The 23,208-nt window shown below is 43.4% G+C and carries 28 protein-coding genes; 16 read left to right on the forward strand and 12 right to left on the reverse strand.

The window, feature by feature from the left end:
- The first annotated feature begins 16 nt into the window (after positions 1-16).
- Positions 17-598, forward strand: coding sequence for a YdcF family protein (locus tag AC0L13_RS05880; protein ID WP_473644915.1), 582 nt, complete (start codon positions 17-19; stop codon positions 596-598).
- A 126-nt stretch (positions 599-724) separates the two neighbouring features.
- On the opposite strand, the gene AC0L13_RS05885 is transcribed toward AC0L13_RS05880, so the two are convergent.
- Entirely contained in the window at positions 725-1,519 is a 795-nt protein-coding gene (locus AC0L13_RS05885; RefSeq protein ID WP_473644917.1) for a histidinol-phosphatase HisJ family protein, read from the reverse strand.
- A gap of 106 nt (positions 1,520-1,625) precedes the next feature.
- Here AC0L13_RS05885 and AC0L13_RS05890 point away from each other — a divergent pair, with 106 nt between their 5' ends.
- From AC0L13_RS05890 to rlmN, 10 genes are all read left to right on the forward strand, one after another.
- The gene (locus tag AC0L13_RS05890; protein ID WP_473644920.1) at positions 1,626-2,588 is read left to right on the forward strand and encodes an ATP phosphoribosyltransferase regulatory subunit; all 963 of its coding nucleotides are present in this window, start codon (positions 1,626-1,628) and stop codon (positions 2,586-2,588) included.
- A 14-nt stretch (positions 2,589-2,602) separates the two neighbouring features.
- A complete protein-coding gene (gene hisG, locus AC0L13_RS05895; RefSeq protein WP_473644922.1) occupies positions 2,603-3,238 on the forward strand; it encodes an ATP phosphoribosyltransferase in 636 nt (211 codons plus the stop codon).
- The gene (hisD, locus tag AC0L13_RS05900) at positions 3,235-4,515 is read left to right on the forward strand and encodes a histidinol dehydrogenase (protein ID WP_473644924.1); all 1,281 of its coding nucleotides are present in this window, start codon (positions 3,235-3,237) and stop codon (positions 4,513-4,515) included. Before hisG ends, hisD begins: the two co-directional genes overlap by 4 nt.
- A complete protein-coding gene (hisB, locus tag AC0L13_RS05905) occupies positions 4,512-5,096 on the forward strand; it encodes an imidazoleglycerol-phosphate dehydratase HisB (RefSeq protein ID WP_473644927.1) in 585 nt (194 codons plus the stop codon). The genes hisD and hisB overlap by 4 nt, the downstream gene beginning before the upstream one ends.
- 13 nt (positions 5,097-5,109) lie before the next feature.
- Positions 5,110-5,826, forward strand: a complete 717-nt coding sequence (hisA, locus tag AC0L13_RS05910; protein WP_473644929.1) for a 1-(5-phosphoribosyl)-5-[(5-phosphoribosylamino)methylideneamino]imidazole-4-carboxamide isomerase — start codon at positions 5,110-5,112, stop codon at positions 5,824-5,826.
- Positions 5,823-6,584, forward strand: a complete 762-nt coding sequence (gene hisF / locus AC0L13_RS05915; protein ID WP_473644931.1) for an imidazole glycerol phosphate synthase subunit HisF — start codon at positions 5,823-5,825, stop codon at positions 6,582-6,584. The genes hisA and hisF overlap by 4 nt, the downstream gene beginning before the upstream one ends.
- A complete protein-coding gene (hisIE, locus tag AC0L13_RS05920) occupies positions 6,581-7,222 on the forward strand; it encodes a bifunctional phosphoribosyl-AMP cyclohydrolase/phosphoribosyl-ATP diphosphatase HisIE (RefSeq protein ID WP_473644932.1) in 642 nt (213 codons plus the stop codon). The genes hisF and hisIE overlap by 4 nt, the downstream gene beginning before the upstream one ends.
- A complete protein-coding gene (hisC, locus tag AC0L13_RS05925) occupies positions 7,215-8,279 on the forward strand; it encodes a histidinol-phosphate transaminase (RefSeq protein ID WP_473644934.1) in 1,065 nt (354 codons plus the stop codon). The genes hisIE and hisC overlap by 8 nt, the downstream gene beginning before the upstream one ends.
- An 80-nt stretch (positions 8,280-8,359) precedes the next feature.
- Positions 8,360-8,542 (forward strand): hypothetical protein, encoded by a 183-nt coding sequence (locus AC0L13_RS05930; protein ID WP_473644936.1) that lies wholly within the window; start codon positions 8,360-8,362, stop codon positions 8,540-8,542.
- A gap of 96 nt (positions 8,543-8,638) precedes the next feature.
- Complete coding sequence (gene rlmN / locus AC0L13_RS05935) at positions 8,639-9,706, forward strand: dual-specificity RNA methyltransferase RlmN (RefSeq protein WP_473644938.1); 1,068 nt, start codon at positions 8,639-8,641, stop codon at positions 9,704-9,706.
- A 59-nt stretch (positions 9,707-9,765) separates the two neighbouring features.
- On the opposite strand, the gene AC0L13_RS05940 is transcribed toward rlmN, so the two are convergent.
- The 7 genes from AC0L13_RS05940 to AC0L13_RS05970 form a co-directional block, all read right to left on the reverse strand.
- Positions 9,766-11,187 carry a tyrosine phenol-lyase gene (locus AC0L13_RS05940; protein ID WP_473644940.1) on the reverse strand — a complete coding sequence of 474 codons (1,422 nt, stop codon included), beginning with the start codon at positions 11,185-11,187 and terminating at the stop codon, positions 9,766-9,768.
- Positions 11,188-11,319: 132 nt separating this feature from the next.
- The gene (locus AC0L13_RS05945; protein ID WP_440499676.1) at positions 11,320-11,691 is read right to left on the reverse strand and encodes a hypothetical protein; all 372 of its coding nucleotides are present in this window, start codon (positions 11,689-11,691) and stop codon (positions 11,320-11,322) included.
- A gap of 138 nt (positions 11,692-11,829) precedes the next feature.
- A complete protein-coding gene (locus AC0L13_RS05950) occupies positions 11,830-12,150 on the reverse strand; it encodes a YflT domain-containing protein (RefSeq protein WP_473644942.1) in 321 nt (106 codons plus the stop codon).
- 83 nt (positions 12,151-12,233) lie between these two features.
- Positions 12,234-12,533, reverse strand: a complete 300-nt coding sequence (locus AC0L13_RS05955) for a hypothetical protein (protein WP_473644944.1) — start codon at positions 12,531-12,533, stop codon at positions 12,234-12,236.
- Between the two features lie 71 nt (positions 12,534-12,604).
- Positions 12,605-13,174, reverse strand: coding sequence for an SCO family protein (locus AC0L13_RS05960; RefSeq protein ID WP_473644946.1), 570 nt, complete (start codon positions 13,172-13,174; stop codon positions 12,605-12,607).
- Complete coding sequence (locus AC0L13_RS05965) at positions 13,171-14,583, reverse strand: sensor histidine kinase (protein WP_473644948.1); 1,413 nt, start codon at positions 14,581-14,583, stop codon at positions 13,171-13,173. The genes AC0L13_RS05960 and AC0L13_RS05965 overlap by 4 nt, the downstream gene beginning before the upstream one ends.
- Positions 14,583-15,260: a response regulator transcription factor gene (locus AC0L13_RS05970; RefSeq protein WP_473644950.1), complete on the reverse strand. Its 678-nt coding sequence runs from the start codon at positions 15,258-15,260 to the stop codon at positions 14,583-14,585. The genes AC0L13_RS05965 and AC0L13_RS05970 overlap by 1 nt, the downstream gene beginning before the upstream one ends.
- Before the next feature lie 161 nt (positions 15,261-15,421).
- On the opposite strand from AC0L13_RS05970, the gene AC0L13_RS05975 reads away from it, so the two are divergent.
- The 4 genes from AC0L13_RS05975 (at position 15,422) to AC0L13_RS05990 (ending at position 18,076) form a co-directional block, all read left to right on the forward strand.
- Positions 15,422-16,171: a FixH family protein gene (locus tag AC0L13_RS05975; RefSeq protein ID WP_473644952.1), complete on the forward strand. Its 750-nt coding sequence runs from the start codon at positions 15,422-15,424 to the stop codon at positions 16,169-16,171.
- A gap of 144 nt (positions 16,172-16,315) precedes the next feature.
- Entirely contained in the window at positions 16,316-16,648 is a 333-nt protein-coding gene (locus AC0L13_RS05980) for an ASCH domain-containing protein (protein ID WP_473644954.1), read from the forward strand.
- Positions 16,649-16,654: 6 nt separating this feature from the next.
- Complete coding sequence (locus tag AC0L13_RS05985; protein WP_473644956.1) at positions 16,655-17,095, forward strand: hypothetical protein; 441 nt, start codon at positions 16,655-16,657, stop codon at positions 17,093-17,095.
- A gap of 132 nt (positions 17,096-17,227) precedes the next feature.
- Complete coding sequence (locus AC0L13_RS05990) at positions 17,228-18,076, forward strand: GNAT family N-acetyltransferase (RefSeq protein WP_473644958.1); 849 nt, start codon at positions 17,228-17,230, stop codon at positions 18,074-18,076.
- Positions 18,077-18,104: 28 nt separating this feature from the next.
- Here AC0L13_RS05990 and AC0L13_RS05995 read toward each other — a convergent pair whose 3' ends face one another.
- The gene (locus AC0L13_RS05995; protein WP_473644960.1) at positions 18,105-18,305 is read right to left on the reverse strand and encodes a hypothetical protein; all 201 of its coding nucleotides are present in this window, start codon (positions 18,303-18,305) and stop codon (positions 18,105-18,107) included.
- A 220-nt stretch (positions 18,306-18,525) separates the two neighbouring features.
- On the opposite strand from AC0L13_RS05995, the gene AC0L13_RS06000 reads away from it, so the two are divergent.
- Positions 18,526-19,005: a DUF5412 family protein gene (locus tag AC0L13_RS06000; protein ID WP_473644962.1), complete on the forward strand. Its 480-nt coding sequence runs from the start codon at positions 18,526-18,528 to the stop codon at positions 19,003-19,005.
- A 96-nt stretch (positions 19,006-19,101) separates the two neighbouring features.
- Here AC0L13_RS06000 and AC0L13_RS06005 read toward each other — a convergent pair whose 3' ends face one another.
- The 3 genes from AC0L13_RS06005 to pepF all read right to left on the reverse strand — a co-directional run bounded on the left by AC0L13_RS06005 (position 19,102) and on the right by pepF (position 23,118).
- Positions 19,102-20,280 carry an aminotransferase class I/II-fold pyridoxal phosphate-dependent enzyme gene (locus tag AC0L13_RS06005; protein ID WP_473644964.1) on the reverse strand — a complete coding sequence of 393 codons (1,179 nt, stop codon included), beginning with the start codon at positions 20,278-20,280 and terminating at the stop codon, positions 19,102-19,104.
- Positions 20,281-20,430: 150 nt separating this feature from the next.
- Complete coding sequence (locus tag AC0L13_RS06010) at positions 20,431-21,165, reverse strand: hypothetical protein (RefSeq protein WP_473644966.1); 735 nt, start codon at positions 21,163-21,165, stop codon at positions 20,431-20,433.
- A gap of 132 nt (positions 21,166-21,297) precedes the next feature.
- Positions 21,298-23,118 (reverse strand): oligoendopeptidase F, encoded by a 1,821-nt coding sequence (pepF, locus tag AC0L13_RS06015; protein WP_473644968.1) that lies wholly within the window; start codon positions 23,116-23,118, stop codon positions 21,298-21,300.
- Between the last annotated feature and the right edge of the window lie 90 nt (positions 23,119-23,208).

Genomic DNA, 23,208 nt, shown 5'->3' on the forward strand with positions numbered 1-23,208 from the left:
TTGAATAGGTGATCAAGTGAAGAAAACAAAGAAGTTGGGGATGACGATAGGAATTGCAGCGGTTTTACTCGGGTTAGGAACTTGGTTCTGGTTAGGTAAATGGATGACAGATGGACAGAAACCGTTGGCGGATGGATCAAATGAATATGCAATCATTCTTGGTGCTAAAGTGAACGGGGAGACACCTTCGCTTACTTTGCGCTATCGGTTGGAAGAGGCGTTAGCCTATGCAGAATCATATCCTGATGTGAAATTCATTTTATCAGGAGGGCAAGGGCCGGACGAGGACATTGCCGAAGGAGAAGCGATGCGGCGGTATTTGACAGAGAATGGCGTGCAGGAAGAACGGCTGCAGCTCGAAACCGAGTCGACATCGACGTACGAAAATATCCTTTATTCAAAGAAGCTACTGCCAGAAGAAGTAAATGAAATAACGATTATCACAAGTGACTTCCATCTTGCGAGAGCAAGGATGATTGCTGACAGTTTCGGCCTCAAGACAGATGCTTTGCCAGCCAAAACACCACAATCCGTAGAAGCGAAGCACAATGTTAGGGAAAGACTCGCACTTATTAAGACGGTTGTTGTTGGAAAATAAAAAAAGCAAACAGCCCGCGTCCAAAGCGGGCTGTTTTGCGTTCAAAGGGAGAGATCGCGCGTCCAAAGGTAGAGGTCGCGCGTCCAAAGCGAGAGGTCCCGCGCTCAAAGTGAGTTCCTTCCTACATCAAAGTACTTCAATCGAATGGAAAGTCGGCTTCAATCCATCAAACGTTGAAATATATCGGAAACCGATCGATCGCAACAGCTCGAGTGACTCCTTGAAATCGAAAGCGATATCCTCAGGCTTATGTGCATCCGATCCAAGTGTGATGATCTCCCCGCCGCATTCCTTATAGAGCCTCAAAACATCGTCACTCGGCAATCCGTTCGGCAATCCATATCGCACTCCGGATGTATTCAACTCAATCCCTTTTCCAGCAGGAATGATCACGTTAAATATTTCACGCAACACATCATGGAAGTCATTTTCGACTACCTTAGGGGCATACCGTTTAATCAAATCAACATGTCCTAAAATGGAATAGTTCGTAAAGTTTTTCACGCAATGCAGCAATTCGGTGTAATACTTCAAAGATGCTTCCTCTACTGTAATCCCCTTGAAGAGATCCCCATAATGCAACCCTTTCCGAGCAACCGTATGCATCGAGCAAATAATGAAATCAAATGACTCAGCATTTAGCATTTCGTCATAACGTCCCAATAAATGCGGCTGCACACCAATTTCGACACCTTTCATAATGCGAATCTGCCCGTCATACCGCCTCCGCAATTCATCGATCCGCTCACCGTATTTCCTTTTATCGAAATCAAATTCAATTGAATCATCGGGATAATCATAATCGATATGTTCCGTGAAGCAGATTTCCGCAAGTCCTTTTGAAATCGCTCCCTTCACCATTTCTCCCATGTCTACATTACAATCTCTTGAAAATGAACTATGCATATGGTAATCAAACATTTAAAAAATTCCCCCTATCAGTTGACAAATAAGAAATATAGATTTATAGTACGTTATAACTTTAATGAGGTAAAGTGATAAAGCGAAAGTAAAAGGTGGTATGCAAATGATCCCGAATTTGACTGAAGATGAAAAGTTTGAACAAGTCACGAGCGTATTGAGCAAACGTTTTTCCACTCACGGGTTCCATCGAGTCAGGACACCGGCATTTGAACGTTATGACCTTTATTCCAAAGTGACGAGCTCGGTGAACCGGAAAGAGATGGTGAAAATAGTCGATCCTGCTGGGGATGTACTTGTCCTCAGACCGGATGTGACGATTCCGATTACACAGGAATTGTCTCACTCTGAAACCAAACTGACAAGCGAACGCCGCTTTTATTATATACAGGAAGTGTTTCGGCGGTCATCTGATCCGACTGAAAAAATTGAAAGGACACAATCCGGTATTGAATATTTTTGTGAAAGGTCACCAGAAGTCGATGCAGAAACGATTGTCTTGGCCTTGCAAACGATGAAGGATTTGAAGTTCCAAGATATTAAGGTTGAAATTGGTCATACCGCTTTTTTTCAAGAAATGATCGCAAAGCTACCGTTGACCGAATTGCAGATAGATCAGTTGAAAGCATTGATTCAAGCAAAGAACAGTGTTGAAATTGCACCGTTACTGAAAAATGTAGATGCAGATCCAGATATGAAATATGCCATCATGCAAATTCCACACCTCTACGGAAAGCCGGGAGATGTCCTCCGTCGTGCAAAGGAAATATCTACAGCTTTTCGAATGGAAGAAACCCTTTCATATGTCGGGGAAGTTTGCAGGAGGTTATCTGCACAAGGCTTTGAAGAGCAAATTGTCATCGACTTTGGGTTGATCAACCGAATGGACTATTACTCAGGCATCCTATTCCAAGGGTATGTTGGACATTTTGGAAAGCCGGTGCTGATGGGCGGACGATACGATCGTTTAGGCCATGAATTTGGAGCCGATTTGCCGGCAATAGGATTCGCTTGTGAAATCGAATCATTGTTAAAGGCTTCCGATAATCAGAAATTGTTGAAAGGATAGGAGGAGAATGAAGGATGGATACGATAACGATTGCAATGGCAAAAGGGAGGATCGCAAACCAAGCGCTTTCCTTATTGGAGAATTCCGGAATCCTATTTTCGGACTTTGATGAAAAAAGCAGGAAACTCATCTTCACAGATGACGAGCAGAGCATCAAGCTGATCTTCGTAAAAGCAGTCGATGTTCCGACGTATGTTGAGCTCGGAGCGGCGGATATCGGGGTGATTGGTAAGGATGTCGTATTGGAAGACCCGAAAGATGTATATGAACTATTGGATCTTGGCATCGGAAAATGCAAACTAGCGGTTGCGGGCTTCCCAGGCGAAAAAATGATAGACAAACCTAAGCTCACTGTAGCATCGAAATATCCGAATCTGGCAAAAATACATTTCGAACAAAAAGGCCTCCGTACCGAAATCATCAAGTTGAACGGATCGGTAGAATTAGCGCCGCTTATAGGTTTAGCAGATTACATCATCGATATCGTCGAAACTGGGGCAACGTTGAAAGAGAATGGATTAGTTGTTCTCGAAACAATTGCAGAAGTGAGCGCAAGATTGATTGTGAATAAAGCAAGCTATGCGATGAAGACAGAACGGATACAACAATTCATAGCCGACGTAAAGAAAGGTTTGGAGGTGTATTCATGAAAATTGTCACTGGGACCGACTATACGGTGGAAATAAAAAAGCGGAACAAACAAACTACTGATTTGGAATTCGATAGGAAAGTGCTGGCGATTATAAACGACGTCCGCTTGAATGGAGACGCGGCAATACATACGTACACGGAGCGGTTTGACGGTGTGAAACAAGAAAGCCTAATTGTTACGAATGACGAATTCAATGAGGCATACACGCTCGTCTCCCAAAGCTTTATTGCATCTCTACTGAAAGCGAAACAAAGAATCACTGACTTTCATGAAGAACAGCGGGAACGTTCATGGTTCATCCGACAAGAAAAAGGAATTTTACTCGGTCAGCAAGTGTCCCCGATTGAAAAGGTCGGCATCTACGTGCCCGGTGGGAAGGCAGCCTATCCGTCAACTGTTCTGATGAATGCTATCCCCGCAACAATTGCTGGGGTCGACCATATTGCCATCACGACACCGCCGCAGCGGGACGGGAAAGTGAATCCACATGTGCTTGTGGCGGCGAAAGAGTGCGGTATCGATATTGTCTATAAAGTGGGCGGAGCTCAGGCGATCGCCGCATTGGCCTACGGAACGGAATCGATCGGGAGAGTGATGAAAATAACTGGTCCCGGCAACGCATATGTAGCTAGGGCGAAGAAATGGGTATTCGGTGACGTTGCGATCGATATGATCGCAGGTCCGAGTGAGATTTGTGTTTTGGCGGATGAAACGGCTAATTCTGTGTTCGTGGCGGCAGATCTGCTGTCACAGGCGGAGCATGACGAAAGGGCAGCGGCCATTTGTGTGACGACTAGCGAACAGTTTGCAGGCAAGCTTGTGGCGGAAGTCGAAATCCAGTTGTCTAAACTGGAACGGGTGGATATTGCAAGTCGATCCATAAACGATTTTGGCAGAATCATCGTTGTTGATTCGCTGGAGGAAGCGATTGGCGTTGTGAATGAAATTGCACCGGAGCATTTGCAAATCATGGTGGAAAATCCGATGGAACAACTGCCGTTTATCAGGAATGCTGGCGCTATTTTCCTCGGACCATTTTCCCCGGAAGCATTGGGGGATTATATGGCGGGACCGAATCATACATTGCCGACTAGCGGAACTGCCGCATTTTCGTCTCCGTTAGGCGTTTACGATTTTCTTAAAAAATCGAGCATTATTCAATACACGGAGGAAGCGTTCAATGAAGTGGCGGATGACATCATTGTTATGGCGGAAGCGGAGCGGTTGACGGGACACGCCGAATCGATCCGACTGCGGAAGGAGGAAGCGGAATGAGAAGCTGTGAAATTTCGAGGAACACTACGGAAACTGCAATTGATCTTGAGTTTGCAATCGATGGAACAGGTAAAACCGATATACGGACGGGAGTCGGCTTTCTCGACCATATGCTGACATTGTTCGTGAAGCATGGCAGATTTGATTTGATAGTCGAATGCAATGGTGATCTCGCCGTCGATCAGCACCATACGGTCGAAGATATCGGTATTGTGCTTGGGCAGGCGTTCAACCGTTGTATTGGAAGAAAGGAAGGGATCGAACGGTATTCGATGGTGTCGACTCCGATGGATGAGGCACTTTCAACCGTCTCACTCGACATAAGCGGGCGCTCTTTTCTCGTCTATAATGTCGAAGGACTGAAAGACAAAGTGGGGGACTTTGATACCGAATTGGTGGAGGAATTTTTCCTCGCGTTCACGAGACACGCAAATGTGACTTTGCATATCAATTTGCAATACGGAAAGAACACCCATCACATTATAGAATCGGTTTTTAAAAGTTTTGGAAGGGCTTTGCGTATTGCGAGTTCAATAAATCCTGAAATAGAAGGGGTTCCATCGACAAAAGGCATCTTATAAGGGGGAGTCGTCATTGATTTTATTTCCGGCAATCGATATTAGAGGTGGCAAATGCGTTCGTCTCATACAAGGCGATTACGCACAGGAAACCGTCTACCATGAAACACCTTCGGAAGTAGCGAAAGAATGGGAAAAGCAAGGGGCCGAGTACATACATGTCGTCGATTTGGACGGTGCAAAGACCGGTACTTCATTGAATAAGGAAGCGATCGCGCAAATTGCGAAGGCTGTAAAAATCCCTGTACAAGTCGGCGGAGGGATACGGACGATGGAAACGATCGATTCACATATTGCAAACGGCGTCAGCAGGGTCATTATCGGGACGGCAGCCATTCAGAATCCGGGGTTTGTCGAAGAAGCGGTCGCCAAATATGCCGAAAAAATCGCAGTGTCGATTGATGCGCGAAATGGATTTGTCGCAACAAACGGCTGGATGGAAACGACTGATGTCAAAGCGGTCAAGTTGTTGCGATGGCTTGAGGAAATTGGCGTCAAAACGGTCGTTTATACCGACATCATGAAAGACGGTATGCTGCAAGGTCCCAATTTCGACGAGCTATATGTGATGAACAAAGCATCAGACATAAACGTCATTGCTTCAGGTGGGGTATCAACCAATCTTGACATCGTGAAATTGAACATGATGGATCTATATGGCGCTATTATCGGAAAAGCATTGTATGAAGGGAATCTATCCTTAGAAAAAGCATTGGAGGCGGTGGGGAAATGAAAAAACGAATTATTCCATGCATGGACGTCGATAACCGTAAAGTCGTGAAAGGAAAAAAATTCTTAGATGTTCAAGAGGTGGCTGACCCGCTTGAACTCGCACAAAAATATGTCGCGGATGGCGCGGATGAACTCGTTTTTTATGATATATCCGCCTCTACGAAAAACCGGGGAATGTTCCTTGATTTGATCGAAGAAATTGCAAAAGAGGTCCCGATTCCATTCATCGTCGGTGGTGGGATTCGGACAATCGAAGATATTGAAAAAGTCTTCAGCATCGGCGGGGATAAAGTTTCCATTAATAGCGCTGCGTTACTGAACCCTGAGTTGATTCGAGAAGCTGCTAGGAAATTCGGTTCCGAACGAGTTATGCTTTCGATGGACGTAAAGAAGACCGCTCCTGGAAATTGGTCCGTCTTTGCAAAGGGAGGCATGGAAGAAACGGAAATCGATGCAATCGAATGGGCGATAAAAGGGGAGCAATTGGGCGCCGGTGAACTCGTCGTTAACAGCATTGACGGTGATGGCGTCAAAGAAGGGTATGATATCGAGCTTTACAAAGCGTTGGCTGATGCTGTTAATATACCGATTGTTGCAAGCGGCGGGGCGGGCAAGCTGGAAGATTTTACAGAAGTATTGACGGAAGGAAAGGTGAGTGCAGCCCTTGCAGCTTCCGTATTCCACTTCGATGAAATTAATATCGGTGAATTGAAGACGTACTTGGAAGAACAAAAACAAGTTGTTAGGAATGAATCATGATGAATTTCGATGAACTCACATTCGATGATAACGGTTTGATTCCAGCTATCATTCAGGACGAGACGACAGGCGAAGTGCTTATGCTCGCATATATGAATCGGGAATCCATCCAAAAGACACTCGAAACGAAAGAGACTTGGTTTTACAGCCGTTCCAGACAGGAGCTTTGGAATAAAGGAGTGACTTCCGGCAATCGCCAAATTGTTAAACGGCTATTAGTCGACTGCGATCAAGATGCAATCCTCTTGCATGTGGAGCCGCTAGGACCCGCTTGCCATACGGGTGAAATGACATGCTTCTATACAAACGGATTTGAAGAAGATCGTTCAGTGCGTACAGTCGTCCATGAAATCGTAGACGAAATCAAGGAACGTCGCGCAAACCCGATTGAAGGCTCTTACACTTCGTATCTGTTCCGGGAAGGGGTAGACAAAGTGTTGAAAAAGATTGGGGAAGAATCGACGGAAGTCGTCATCGGCGCGAAAAATCGGGATAAGGATGAATTGACGAACGAACTAGCAGATTTGACGTATCACACACTTGTCCTGATGGAACTATTGGACGTTTCAATCGATGATGTGAAGTCGATTTTACAAAACAGAAGGCCACATACAGGCAAGGGGTCTCAAGATGAATAAGCTTTGGAGTGAAATTGCGAAACGGGCCGCTCCTTACGTGCCAGGAGAACAATTGAATGAGCCAGACATCATCAAGTTGAATACGAATGAAAACCCTTATCCACCAAGTCCGCTTGTTAAAGAAGCGATATTGGAACAATTGGAAGGTCAACTACGCTTATATCCATCTCCGACAGCAGAGAGCTTACGCCTTGCCATTGCAAAAACTTACGGCGTTTCAAAAGACGAAGTGTTTATTGGGAACGGGTCGGATGAAGTTCTTGCTTTTTCATTCATGGCCTTTTTCCATCCAGACAAGCCAATCCGCTTTCCGAACATCACGTATAGCTTCTATCCTGTATACGCAAAACTGTTCAACATTCCATATGAGCCCATTCGTGTAAATGAAGACTTCACGATCCCTGAAGAATCTTTCTTCAACTCGGAAGGCGGTGTCATCCTTCCGAACCCGAATGCACCAACAAGTCTTTATATGGAACTTTCATCGATTGAATCAATTGTAGCGAATAACCCCGAAAAGGTCGTCATCATTGATGAGGCGTATATCGATTTCGCAACCGCATCCGCTGTGGAGTTAGTGAAGTCATATGACAATCTACTCGTCATCCAGACAACATCAAAATCCCGGTCGCTTGCAGGCATGCGCGTCGGTTATGCGATCGGCCATCCCGATTTGATTGAAGCGCTCGTGCGGATCAAGGATTCCATCAACTCGTATACGGTCGACAGGCTTGCAATCGCCGGGGCGACGGCTGCATTTAAAGATCAGGAGTATTTCGATTCAACGATTAAAAAAATCAAGGAGACGCGGGATCGCTTTACAGCAACGTTGAAGAGAATGGGCTTTCATGTTCTCCCGTCACAGGCAAATTTCGTTTTTGCCTCCCACGCGGAAAGGGCAGCGTCAGAGTTATATGTACAGTTGAAAGAAGAAGGAATTCTCGTGCGCCATTTCATTCAGCCCCACATCGAAAACTATTTGCGCATATCGATCGGAACGGATGAACAGATGGATTGTCTGCTAGAGAAACTGGAAGAGATTCTAACGCTAGTTTGATAATAGGATAGCAATGCAGGATAAGGAACTGTTATACTGTAGTCAAATGGAATGTTTGGCACAAAGGGGGAGCCTCCAGTTTGACGACACCAAAATTTATTGATATTGCACTCATCATCTTTTTAGGTTATTTTGCAATTGACCGTTTCATAAAAGGACAGACGGGCATCGCCATCTTCTTCACGGTCTTGGCCGTAATGAATGTATTTGTACTTGTCATGAAAATAAAACAGGATAAAAATAGAACGAATGAATCAAAATAAGAAAAGCTGACATTGTATAATGCAGCTTTTTTCTTCTGTTTTTGTAACTATTATGGTATAATGACTGAATGCAAATCTGAGAAGTGAGGAATTGACATGAAAAAATCAATTTACGGCTTGACGTTGGATCAATTGACAAATTGGCTAGTCGAAAATGGACAAAAGAAATTCCGTGCTGCACAAGTATGGGACTGGCTTTACAAAAAGCGCGTCACCAACTTTGCAGATATGTCGAATATAAATAAAGAATGCGTTCAATTAATGGAAGATAATTTTGTAATAGAGACGCTTGAACAGTCGGTGAAGCAAGTTTCAAGCGATGGAACGATTAAATTCCTTTTCAAAATGCAAGACGGGAACTTGATAGAGACCGTTCTGATGAAATTTCCATATGGGTTCTCAGTATGTGTTACGACACAAGTCGGATGCAATATCGGCTGCAGTTTCTGCGCGAGTGGTTTATTGCGTAAAAACAGGGATTTGGATGCCGGGGAAATCGTCGGGCAAATTATGAAAGTTCAACAGCATCTTGACGACGTAGGCAATGGAGAACGTGTCAGCCACATCGTCGTTATGGGAATCGGCGAACCGTTCGATAACTATGTGAACTTGATGAACTTCTTACGTGTCATCAATGACCAAAAAGGGTTATCGATTGGTGCTCGACACATCACTGTTTCAACGAGCGGTTTGACACCGAAAATCCGTGAGTTCGCAGAAGAAAATATTCAAATCAACTTGGCTGTTTCTCTTCATGCACCGAACAATGATCTACGGACGAGTATTATGAAAATCAACAAAGCATACCCGATCGAAAAGCTGATGGACGCAATCGATTATTATTTGGAAACGACAAACCGTCGGATCACTTTCGAATACATCCTATTGGATGACGTAAACGATCATGTAACAGAAGCTGAGCAATTAGCAAAATTGCTTTATAACAAACGTCATTTGTCGTACGTCAACCTCATCCCGTACAACCCGGTCGATGAGCACGGACAATACCAACGAAGCAAATCTGAAGCGATCAAATCATTCCACGATACGTTGAAAAAACGCGGCATCAATTGCGGAGTTCGCTGGGAACAAGGTTCGGACATCGACGCAGCTTGCGGACAATTGCGAAGCAAGCAAATTAAGAAAGAAAAAGTGGCGAAATAAATACACAAAAACGCATGCTTCAAAATGGCATGCGTTTTTGTTTTGCACAAGGCCTTCATTCACACATTGATTTTTTTATTTTCCTCACTAATCAACTCTCCATTTTCCGCTAACGGAGCAAAACGTGCATTGAAGAAGCGGAGCGTCGGTGGCTCGTAAACCATTCTCAATCCGCAAATTGCCTCTCTTTTCTCATATAACGCCAATATGGAATCGACAACAACATCCATATGATTATTCGTATACACTCTTCGTGGAATCGTTAGCCTCACCAACTCAAGGTTCGGCCGATTGTGCTCGCCCGTCTTGCTATCACGTCCTGCTGAAACAATGCCGCGTTCCATGCTGCGAACTCCGGAATCCAAATAAAGGGCAGCGGCAAGCGCTTGTGCAGGGAATTCTTCCTGTTTCAAATGAGGAAGGAAAGCGCGTGCATCCAAAAATACCGCATGGCCGCCAATCGGTTTCACGATCGGAATGCTTGCATCCAATAGCTGTTGTCCAAGATATCTCACTTGGCCAATCCGATGCTCGATATAATGATCATCGACTGCCTCGCGGATCCCAATCGCCATCGCTTCCATATCACGGCCCGCCATTCCGCCGTAGGAAGGCATCCCTTCATAGACAACGACGAGCTCGCGTGATCGGATATACAAATCCTCATCATTCATCGCAAGAAATCCGCCTATATTTACAAGGCAATCCTTTTTGCCGCTCATCGTACAACCGTCGGAATATGACATCATTTCCTTCAATATATCCGCAACAGTGTGGTCTGCGTACCCATCCTCGCGCTCTTTAATAAAGTAAGCGTTTTCAACACAGCGCGTCGCATCGAGCATGACATCGATATTGTGTGACTTGCACAGCTCATATACTTCTTTCATATTTTGCATGCTGACAGGCTGGCCGCCCGCAAGATTCACCGTAACCGCAAGACAGACGTAAGGGATCTTTTCGGCACCAACTTGTTGAATCAAATTGCGCAGTTTTTCCAAATCGACATTTCCTTTGAAAGGCAGGTCAATGGAAGGATCATGCGCTTCATCAATGATGATGTCGACAAATGTAGCACCGTTCATCTCCTGGTGGGCACGCGTCGTTGTGAAATACATATTGCCTGGTACGTAATCGCCTTCTTTGATTTTCAGCTGCGACAAAATATTTTCTGCGCCTCGTCCTTGATGTGTCGGCAATACGTATCGATAGCCGTAAACATCCCTGACAGCTTGCTCCAATCGCTTCCAGCTCTTGCTTCCAGCATAGGCCTCGTCGCCTGTCATGAGCGCTCCCCATTGCGCATCACTCATCGCCGTCGTCCCGCTGTCCGTCAACAAATCGATGTACACATCGTCAGAGTCAATTAAAAACGTATTGTATCCGGCGCGTTCGAGAGACTGTTTTCGTTCCTCGTAAGAGAGCATGGAAAGCGTCTCCACACTTTTAATCTTATAAGGTTCAGCAGTTCTTCTTTTCAATAAAAACATCCCCTTTTGAAAATTTTCTCCCCACTTCACTATATCCCTTATAATTCTACTATTCAATCAATTACCAGTGAATTACAATAAAAAGCCGCCATTTATATATATGTGGCGGCCATTCGATAAATCCTATTCCTTTAATTTTCTGATTCCTATAACGATGAATTGCACAATGATGCCAAGCCCAAATCCGAACGTCGTAATGATGAATAAGGAAAGGACGCCGATTAAATCGCCAAACCCGCTTTTATCCATAAGGAAGCTCCTGAAAAACTCGGCAAATCCTAGAAGAAGGGCAGCCATGAAAATCCTGAAGGCAATCTTCAATTTATAGAAAAGCAAGGTCGATGCTAGAATACCGACAATTAAACTGAATACCCCGAACGTCAAGTAATTCTTTACGACCAATTCTGTCCCTAAAATCGTTCGAATTCCTAAGATCAGAAGAACGAAGGAAGTCAGACCTGTGAAAAAACCTATTTTCCATAACTTTTTATCCAATGAAGTGCACCCGCTTTCAGTACATATCATAACGGAAAAAGGGAGCAAAGTGTAGAGTATAGATGCGGAAAAAGCGGCTGCTCCTTCTCGAAAGGGAAGGGAACAGCCGCTTAGTCTACAATAATAGTGTACCGATGATTATTTCTTCGCAATCAATACGAGTTTTCCGTGATCGAGCTCTTTCTCCGCATCAGCTGCGTCCTCTGCTGTCAATCCAGCTGCTTCCATCTTACTGCGGAGCTCATCTCCACGGGATGTGAACATGTTTTTCATGCTGTCGAGGAATCCTTGTTCCTTCACACCAACAGATTCTGTATCAAGGGCATCTGTAATGTTTGCAGTTCTTTTTTTATCATGAGCGAAGATATAAATATCATCATGTGTATATCCTTGCGTCTCCAATTCCTCGATTTCTTTTTTAGCCTGTACTGCATTCTCGACAATTTTTTTTACTACCATAAGAAATTACCTCCCAATTGTATTTGTTCTATCTATACCTCAAATAGGACAAATTAAAACAAAGGGAAGAGTGTTGCGGTATTTCAATAAGCGAAAGGATCTCCTTTAAGACGCTTATATGATTTGATGAATTCATTAGGATTTTCATTCACACCAAATGTGAAAACTCCGCGATTCGTATGGAGATAGAAAAGTCCTGTACCATTCGAAAATGGACGATACGAGACGTCATGGACATGCTCCAGCGAAAAAGTATTGTCAGAAGAAGTGATCGATTCTTCATATAAGAAAAGTTTTCGATCCATCTGCCGATGCTTTTGCTCAAACCAATCGATTGAACGCTCGATGATGAAATAGTTTAAAGATGAGATGGATTCTTTCAAGCGGATTCCTCCCAAGAAATGATATGCATCTATGCTACCAGTTTTACGCTTTGCCGCCAATCAATCCGGTATCATTTGACGAGGCGTTTCACTTCATCGAGAATCTGTTCTTCAAATGACTCTTGCATATAACTGTATTCATTCACAATATATCCTTTTTGATCAATGATATAAAAATTCGATCCGTGGATGAACTGTCCGGACGCATCCGGCTTTTGTACAATCGTTTGAAATTGATTCAACGCAATCTTTTCAATCGCTTCCTGAGAATAGCCCGTCAATAAATGCCAGTTCGATTCGTCTTCTGAGAACTGTCCGATGTACTCCTTCAAAACTTGCGGAGTATCGATGTCCGGATCGACCGTGAACGTTACGAATTCCACTTCAACGTCTTCTTCCTTGAATGTTGTTTGTAGTTCGGACATTTTGCGTGTCATTGGTACACAAACAGTTTTGCAATTCGTGAAAATGAAATCCGCAATCCACACTTTTTCGGCGAGTTGATCAGTACCGAATGGCTTTCCATTTTGATCGGTAAATGAGAAAGAGGCAACTTTCCTGCCCGTTTTGTTAGTCTCGCTGCATGCGGACAAAAGAAGTATTGCAATGAAAAGAACGGACAGCATTTTACTTGTTTTCATTGTTCATCCCCATCTTCCATTTTATTCACAAAACGGACAGTAACAGTAGTTCCAGTGGCATTGTCGCTATGAATGGAAAAAGTTCCACCATGGAGCCGGATGATCTCCTTCACAATCGAGAGCCCAAGTCCCGACCCTCCAGTCGTTCGGTTCCTTGCTTTGTCAGTACGGAAAAAACGTTCTCCGATCCTGTTAATATCTTCTTCAGGAATGACAATTCCTTCATTAGTCACTTTGAAAGCGACAATTTCTCCTTCGCTTTTCAACTGAATGCCAAGCTTTCCACGATCGAAGGAATATTTGACTGCATTGTCTATAATATTGTAAAAGACTTGTTGAATTCTTTTCGGATCTCCAACCAAAATAAGGTCTTCTTCAATATCAACTTGCAGTTCCAATCTTTTTTCAGTGATCAGGATGTTGAATAAATCAAGCGTGTCCAAAATAATTTGCGCGATGACGATCGGCTCTTCCGCGAGTACGTATAACTCTTCCTGAAGATGATTCAGCTCAATGAGGTCATTGATCAGTTTATTCAAACGGACAGTCTCTTTTTCAATCGTTGTTAAATAGCTTTCTGCTTCTTCGGGCGATGAATAAATCTTCTCCTTCAGCACATGCGTGTAGCCACCAATATACGTTAAAGGCGTCCGCAATTCATGGACAAGGTTTGACGTGAATTCTTTTTTTCGTTTTTCCTGCTCTTCTAATGAAAGACTCATCGAGTTGAATGCTTTCGCCAATTGTCCGATTTCATCCTCGCGGTCCGTTTCGATCCTGCTGCTATAGTTTCCTTTCGATACTTCCGTTGAAAGACGCTGAAGCTCCTGCAACGGTCTGAACAGAGATTGCCACGTCCGATTGAGACCGAGAAACAGGAGGAAAAAGAACAATGTCCCGACGATGACAAGAAGGGGAATGCTCTCCCGAAACACGTCTTGAATCGCTGCAAGCGGAACGTATATATAGATGAAACCGATTAGCCCTGTTTCGCCCTTTATCGGAAAAATGGCTCCAAGAATTTCACGGTCCAGTTCCTCGACATATCCCTTTTTCATAATGTAGGCGCCTTTATTCAAACTTTGGCGATCTTTATTATCGATAAGATTTTCATAATTGATCTTATACGGAAAGTATGATGAGAGATCATCCAAATTATCGACGACAATTACTTCATATTCGGAGACGATGTTGTACCATTGGATTTTTTCAATAATTTCATCGCTCAATTCGCCATAATGGTAATGGGATGCAGTGCGCTTACCTTGATATACGATCGATTCCTCAATACTTGATAGGTAAAGCTGAGAATAAAGGAAGTGAATGAAGAAAAAAGAAAAAAGAATCGTGAATGCAAGGCTTGCGACAAGGATAATTAAAATCTTCTTGCTCAATGTGAGCTTTTTCATCATTTCACCTCAAGCTTATAACCGATGCCCCATACCGTTTCAATCATGTTGCCCGCTTCACCAAGTTTCAATCGTAAAGTTTTAATATGCGTATCGATCGTCCGGTCGGTGCTTTGGTGATGATCTCCCCAAACGATGCTTAAGATCTGTTCTCTCGTATAAACGCGGCCCGGTTTCTTTGCAAGAGTTTCAAGGATGCCGAACTCTTTCACAGTCAATGAAACCGGTTCATTGTCCAAAGTGACCTTATGCGCAAGGTGATCGATAACGATCGGACCGACTGTTAATACCCGTGACAAAAGCTGGTGCTGATACGATCTTCTTAAAACCGATTCAACTCTTGCAATGAGTTCGCCCGGCATGAACGGCTTGACGATATAATCATCCCCGCCAATCTTAAGACCTTCTACCTTGTCCCATTCTTCTCCTCTGGCGGATAAAAAGATGATAGGGATATTCGTCGTCCGCTTCAATTCTTTCGCAAACTCAAATCCATTCATATACGGCATCATGACATCGACAATGCATAAATGGGGCTGCAGCTTGTACACTTTTGACAAAGCGTCCATGCCGTCTGTCGCTTCTTCAACAATATAGCCTTCCGGGGCAAGGAAAGTGCGTACTAAATTTCTCATTTGCTGTTCATCATCTATTATTAAAATCGTATATGGATTCATCAGAATATCCTCATTTCGCACATATAATCAATTATAATATACTTGTCAGTTGTGAAATACTTATGAATAGGTCCGCTTCATAATTACTTCGTATTTACTTGATAATATCATACTAGGTTACATATATTTTTCAAAAGTAGAAATGGCGGAGGTATTCATTGATGAGAAAAAGATACAAATTGCTTGGCCTGCTTATCGGATTAACCATGTTGGCTGCCTGCGGAAAAGAAGCTGATGACGGATCGGCGGTGGAAGTGCTCCCGTTGGAAGTGGAGCTGACAGTGACAGAACAGGCAGAAGTCGGTGATACAGTAAATATGGAAGCGCTCGTTACGTACGGAGACGAAAAAGTGGATGATGCCGATAAAGTCGTCTATGAAGTCTGGGAAGAAGGAAAGAAAGATGACTCGGTCATGATCGACTCGGTTAATGAAAAGGATGGCACGTATACAGCGGAAACAACATTTGACCATGACGGCTTATTCAATATTCAAGTACATGTAGATGCGAAAAATTTACACACGATGCCTGTGAAGCAAGTGACAATTGGTGCAGGAGCAGAAGCACAAGCGGAAGATGAGGAGCATGGCCATGGACATGATCATGGACATGCGGATGGATTTGCACTCCATTTTGTGAAACCGGAAAATGCAGTTGCTGGTGAAGAGACGGAATTGATGACTCATTTGCAGATCGATGGAGAGCCCCTTGAAAAAGCGAATGTTCGTTATGAAGTTTCAAGCGACGTCCTCGGCGAAAAACATCTTTGGATTGACGCAGATGAAACAGAAAAAGGCGAATATATTGCGGAGTACTCTTTCGAAGAAAAAGGCATGTACACTGCGAAAATTCATGTGAAAAATAGTGAAGGCTTGCATGAGCATGAGGAATTTACATTTGAAGTGAAATAAGAATGTCCCGATCATCCAACTGTATTGTTTGTGACTGTATCGTGAATTCTTATTTAAGGACACAAAGTTTGCGACCGTTACTTATGGAATTACCGATTGGGAATCGATATGATAGAGGTAGATTCAGAAGAGGAGCGATGAAGTATGAATGAATTACCGGAAAAAACTTGCTCAGTTGAACGACTCGTTACAATCCCTGCAGATGTCGAAAAAGTATTGAAGGGTGAAAAAACAGCGACGAGAAGAAATGGTGTCTACGCGTATCCGGATGAAATCATGGTGTTGGACGGAAAAGAGTTCAAAGTCGATAAGCTATACAAGCAGACACTCGGTGAAATGACGGATGAGCATGCGAAACAAGAAGGGTTCGCAAATTTGGAAGAATATAAGCAATCTATTCTTGCCTTGCATCCGAAAATGCCGTGGATTCCGACAATGAGCGTGTGGGTACACGAATTCAGCCCAGTCGCTAAGTAAGATGTCATGAAGTTCATGTATGGGACAATGGTATTTGTCCACGTCGTCTCCGCAGTCCTTGCCATCGGTCCATTATTTTTACTAATGCCGACGATCAAAAGACTGCGGAACGTCGATCTACCAACTGAGAATGCATACTTGACGATCATCAAAGTCATTATCAGGTTAGTCATGCATGCCGGTCATGTGCTCGTCGTATCAGGCGCATTGCTGTTGCTGATGGGGCCATGGCCTTGGTACACTTCTTGGGTAATTGCAACACTTGCCATCTTGCTCATATCTGGTGTATTCCTTTCAAGCGGATTTACAAAGGTGCTTAGAAGATACCATCTCCCCGATAGCAATAAAGGGGAAATTCTGACCGTCCTGACGAAGACGTCTTGGATTTACATCGGATTGATGCTCATCATGCTTTGGCTCATGGTGCAAAAACCGATGCTCTGGTGAAATGAATAAAAGATTACATAAAATGAGGACAAGCAGCGTTTGCATGCATGTCCTTTTTTAATTCTTTTAAAAGAATCGTGACAATTCAATTTTTTACGTATATAATTCTCAAAAAGAAATGGGGAGATTTGGATGAATATTGTTCAATATGAAGAGGCAATCCAATTTGCGGAAGTGGCAGAGCCAATCATAGCGAAAAATGAGGATGTGTTCAGCCTTTTCTTCGGCGTGTTGCAAGCGATTAAAGCGGGGAAGTATGCAAATCCTTACATGGCCGCCGTAACGGAAGGGAAAGAAGTCATTGCGCTATTGCAGATGACACCGCCACATCCATTGAATCTTGTTTTAGTGGATGAGAGCAGGAAGGATGAAGTGATTGATTTTATTGTCCGGGAATTACGTGGAAATTCGATTGCCGTTCCATCTGTCATCAGTTTGAAACAATGGGCGAAATCTTTTGCAAATGCGTGGGAGAATGAAACAGGGGAAACGCAAAAACTGCTTATGGACCAAGGACTTTATCGGTTGGATGAGGTTGAAGAGACACTCGAAATGAGTCCCGGAAGCTGGAGATTCGCGACAGTTGCAGATGCTCCACTCATTGAAAAATGGTTTGCGTTGTTCGAGGAAGATACGAATTTGGATAGAACGTCACCGGATATCATTCGTGAAAAGGTGTCTGCATTTTTAGATGCTCGAGAAGTTTTCCTCTGGGAAGTCGAAGGGAAAGTCGTCTCGATGATGAAGAAATCAAGACCAACTGCAAACAGTGTCACTGTTTCTCTTGTCTTTACACCGAAGGAGGAGAGGAAAAAAGGGTATGCTCGAACGATGGTCGCACAAGGTTCGAAGGAGCTTTTAAAGGAGTATGAATTCTGCGTGCTTTATACGGATATGATGAACCCGACATCGAATAAAATTTATAAGGAAATCGGATACAAACATATTGCCGATTCTATTCATATTGGATTTGAGAAGTAAGGAAGCGGTTGGCGCATAAATAAAGCGGTTACGCGTCCAAAGGAGCTGCTTGCGCGTCCAAAGGAGCTGCTTGCGCATCCAAAGGAGCTGGTCGCACGTCCAAAGTGGCAGGTCGCACGTCCAAAGTGGCAGGTCGCACGTCCAAAGTGGCAGGTCGCGCGTCCAAAGCAGCAGGTCGCGCGTCCAAAGGAGCTGGTTGCGCGTCCAAAGGAGCTGGTCGCACGTCCAAAGTGGCAGGTTGCGTCCAAAGTGGAGGCTCCTTCGTCCAAAGCAGCAGGTCTAGCGTCTAAAGACGATAATCACTATAATCCACCCGAGTCACAACACAAAATAAGACCACCTCATCCGAATAACCGATTCGGTAGTTGGGGGAAGAGGGGATTATCATTTTAATTTGGTTTGGCTTATTAATTTCTTTTATTACGATAATTATATTTTTGATTTTATCGGTGCGGATAATAATTTCATTCATTAAAAAGAAGCCATTCCCTAAGAAATTATTGATTGCAACGTTATTTGGAATTGTTTCGGTATTAGCAATCTATATATATAAGGTGTATTTATTTACATTTGATGATATTGATAAAGAATTTATACAAAACGGACCTGGTCCTGTTTTATCGCCGAATGGGGAATATACGGCTAGTGCTTATTACGAACCGTATGGCGGTGCAGCAGGAGGAGTTAATATGTGGGTAGAAATAACAAAGCACCGTGAAAATGATAATAAGAAGATCATTTATTATAGCGATGCAAATGATAATATCCTTATAGACTGGGTAGATGAAAAAACGTTATTCATAACAAATGCAGGACCTTATAACAACAGTATAAAATTAAATGTGGAGCAAGAGATTTATCATGATAGAGGGTTGGCGTGTCGGAGTTGGCTAATGAAAGACGAGTATGAAACTTGTTATCAAGAGTAGTTGTTATTAAACTTACTGGCTCTTTATTAAAATAAAGATAGTAAAAAAAACGCTCAATCTGAGCGTTTTTATTATTAATTCAATGTTGGAGGAATGTTACACCTCACTCGCAGAAAAAATCCCCAGCTTCTCAATTCTACGAACAGCTTCAGCAATACGCTCTTCGCTTGCTAGGAGGCCGACACGTACATAACCTTCTCCGTGGGTACCGAAGCCGTGGCCTGGGGCAACGACGACTCCTGCCTGTTGAAGGAGGATATCTGCAAAAACCTCGCTTGAATAGCCTTGTGGAACAGGGAGCCAGGCGAAGAACGATGCTTTCGGCGCCTCCACATCCCACCCGATTCGTTTGCATTCGGAAATTAAGACATCCCTTCGCCCTTCGTACAATGCAGTCAATTCATGCACGCATGACTGATCTTCGGTCAAAGCAGCGATGGCGGCATGTTGGACAGCAGGGAAAAGGCTGATGAATAAGTGGTGTTGCAACTTATTGATCGCTTTAATCATCTGGCTATTTCCGACAGCAAAGGCAACTCTCCAGCCGGCCATATTGTACGTCTTCGATAATGTGTACATTTCAATTCCGATCTCTTTTGCACCCTCCGCTTGCAGGAAGCTGACCGGCTTCTCACCGTCAAAACCGATTCCACCATATGCCATATCATGCAAAATGAAAATCTCATTCTCCTTGGCGAATGCAACCGCTTCCTCAAAGAAGGGGACTGTCGCCACTGCGCTCGTCGGATTGTTCGGGTAGTTCAAATACATAATTTTTGCTTTCTGTTTTACGTCATCAGATAATGCCTCAAAATCCGGCATGAATCCATTTTCTTTCAGCAGAGGCATCGTTTCATACGTGATGTTGGCAAGACTGACACCGGATAAATAATCGGGATATCCAGGATCTGGAAGCAAAAGTAGATCGCCTTCATTCATCATCGCTAAAGGTGCTTCGACAAGTCCTATTTTGGATCCGCCTAAAATAGCGACTTCCGTTTCTGGATCAACATCAACGCCATATTCTCGCTTATAAAATTCCGAGACTGCTTTTCGCAATTCAGGAATTCCGTTGAATGGCGAGTATCCATGCGTTTCAGGCTTCTCCGCGGCTTGCTGCAACGCCTTAATAATATGAGAAGGCGTCGGTTGATCAGGATTGCCTCTCCCTAAATTAATAATGTCCAACCCAGCTGCTTTGGCGGCATCCACTTTTTGAACTAATGATGAAAAGAAATGGGGTGGCATGTTTTGTACACGATTAGAAATCAGCATGTAAAAACCTCGTTTTCTTAGTTTTTTGACTCGTCTGACTAAGATGTGCTTTCATTCTACTATATGTGACGAAGGAAACTCAACATGATTTTTCATCGAAAAGGAAAAAGCCGCCACCCTCGAAAAAATGGGGTGGCAGCTTTAACACTATTATTTATTATTCATGATGAACGTAAGAAGGGACATCCAATGATCGACTTGTCGTCCCATAGCAATATGGTCAGTAGATTCCTTCTTCAGCCTCTTATCAAGATTTGCAAAGAAACGGATGATTCGAACCGGCTTTGTTTCATCATCGATGATGATTTTCATTTCAACGGTGGCAATTTTACGGTGGATCGCTTTCTTCGCTAGCGACATCTTCTTATCAACGATTGGTGTGATAGATTGTCCGAGCGCTTCGATCCGATCCATCGTACCTTCGACTTCCTTCACGACCGTTTTCTGCCGGGTGCCGTTTTCATACACTTCCACGGCCAGTATTGCGGAATATGGATAATCTGAAAGTATGTAAGGCATTTTGACAAATGCTTTTTTGACGGGCTTCCCATCTATAGGGACAGGCTCCCAAAAATAAATTCGACGATTTTTTTCATCAACAACGATTTTTGAAAGAAGATCATCCGCGATGAATGCATGTGATTCAATATAGTTCGTTGCTTTCGGTTGGAACGTGTTCAAATAATCTCTCTGCTTTGCTTTCAACTTTTCTTCCGCCCGTGTGGAAAGGAATAAAAAGAGTGCAGCAAAGCCAAAGAACGCCGCGAAAAATAGGAAACCGGGAAGGAAGGCGTCCCGCTTTATGAAATAAAACATTGCAGCAGTCCCGATGATTGGTGCAAGACAGCCGAACCGGACATACCAATTGGATTGTGTGGAAGACAAGTAAACCCCTCATTTCAAAAATGATAAACTAGCAGCACGAATAGATTTGTATTTATCATATCGGATGGAAAAGCGAATAACAACTTCAATTAAAAAGCTGTCCCCTCCATGGAAAGGACAGCTCAGCCAAAATCAGTTCACTTGTGCAGTTTCAATCTCTTCTGTCAATTCTACTAGCTGATCAATCAATTCACCGATATACGCAATCGTATCAAGCAATGGTTGTTCAGTCGTAATATCGACGCCTGCCATTTTGGAAAGCTCGGCAGGGGATTTCGTGCCTCCTGCTTGAAGAACTTTCAGCCAATCTTCAACTGCAGGTTGACCTTCCTCCAAAATACGTTTAGACACTTGTGTGGAAATCGTCAATCCTGCACTGTATGTGTACGGATACAAGCCCATGTAGTAATGCGGCTGGCGCATCCATGTCAATTCAGCACCTTCGTTGATTTTTACGTCGTCTCCCCAGAATTCCTCGAGAACTCCACGCTTCAGGCTGTTCAGTACATTCGCATTCACACTGCCGCCAGCATCGATGCGTTCATACACTTTTCGTTGGTACGCTGCTTCCAATAAGTGTGTGACGAAGTTATGGTAGTACGTACGCGCTACGATAGAAGAAATAACCCAACGTTTAAATTTCGGATCATCCGAGTTAGATAGCAAATGGTTCGCCATCAACATTTCGTTCATCGTCGAAGGAGCTTCAATGAAGTACATAGATGGACGTGAATTGAAAATGTTCTGGTGTTGGTGAGCATTGTAGAAATGCCCTGCGTGTCCAAGCTCATGCGCCAGTACAAAGACATCTTCCATGCTGCCTGTCCAGGAAATCAAAATATAAGGATGGACTCCATAAGGGCTTGAACAGAATGCTCCAGTCGATTTGCCGGCATTTTGTGCAAAATCAGTCCAGCGCTCTTTATAGGAACGATCGATCATATTCATATAATCATCACCCATAATAGCAAGCGCGTCATCGATATATTTCTTCGATTCTTCAATTGTGATTTTCGGTTCATAGTTAGGATCCAATGGAATCTTCAAGTCTGAGAAAGTCATCTCGTCGAGTCCATGGACCTTTTGAAGAAGTTTTGCGTATTTACGCATATGCGGCGCAAGATGCGTCATGATCAAATCGATTTGACGGTCATACATGGAGCGGTCAACTTCTTGGTTGAATAGAAGATATTCGAAAACATTTTCATATCCTCTCAAATCGGAAGTTGTTTTCTCCTTTTGTAAATGCATATCGTAAGTTTTAGCAGTCGTATGCTGGTACTCTCTCAATTTCGCATGGAATGCATCATATGCGGTTCTTCTCTTCTCTGTATCCGTTTCCGATTCCCATCCGCCTTCGAATGTCGTATAGCTTAACGGATATTTTTCGCCGTCGACTTCAAAATCTTCGAAGTTCATGTCGACTAATTTAGTCGTATTATACAATCCGTATGGCGCGTTCAATACAGAAGAGAATGCTGCCAATGTCTTTTCCACTTCCGGATGAAGCTTATATGGCTTTTGACGAATCAATTCTTCAAGATAGTTTTTATACTCCTCGGATTGATTCATCGCTTTTTCCAATAGCTCACTTGATACTTCGGATAGTTCACTCGTAAAGAATGAAAGCTGGCTTCCGAGCTTGGATGCAGTCGAGCCGTATTTACTTGCACGCATTTGTGCTTCATCATTTGTTTGATCGACGCTATGCGCCAAGCTTTGGTAGGCTCCGATTGGTGTCATTTTGCCCATGATGGAAGCATATCCATCTAAAGCTTCGATGATAGCTTTCTCATCAGTAATTTTCCCTTTGAAGCGTTCTTCAAAGGAAGCAACTTCGTTTACAAGCTGGTCAATCGCTGCATTATAATCCTCTTCCGTTTTGAAAAGGTCTTCCAAATTCCATGTTTCTTCAATGTTCACTTCTGAACGTGGCGGTAAACTTTTCACCATTCCTATCTCTCCCTTTTAGCTCGTAATTATTACGGATGTCGAACTAATGATAGTATATAGCAAACTAATAGAAAAGTAAAAATGAATCGG

The sequence above is a fragment of the Sporosarcina sp. QA0331 genome (assembly GCF_055808055.1).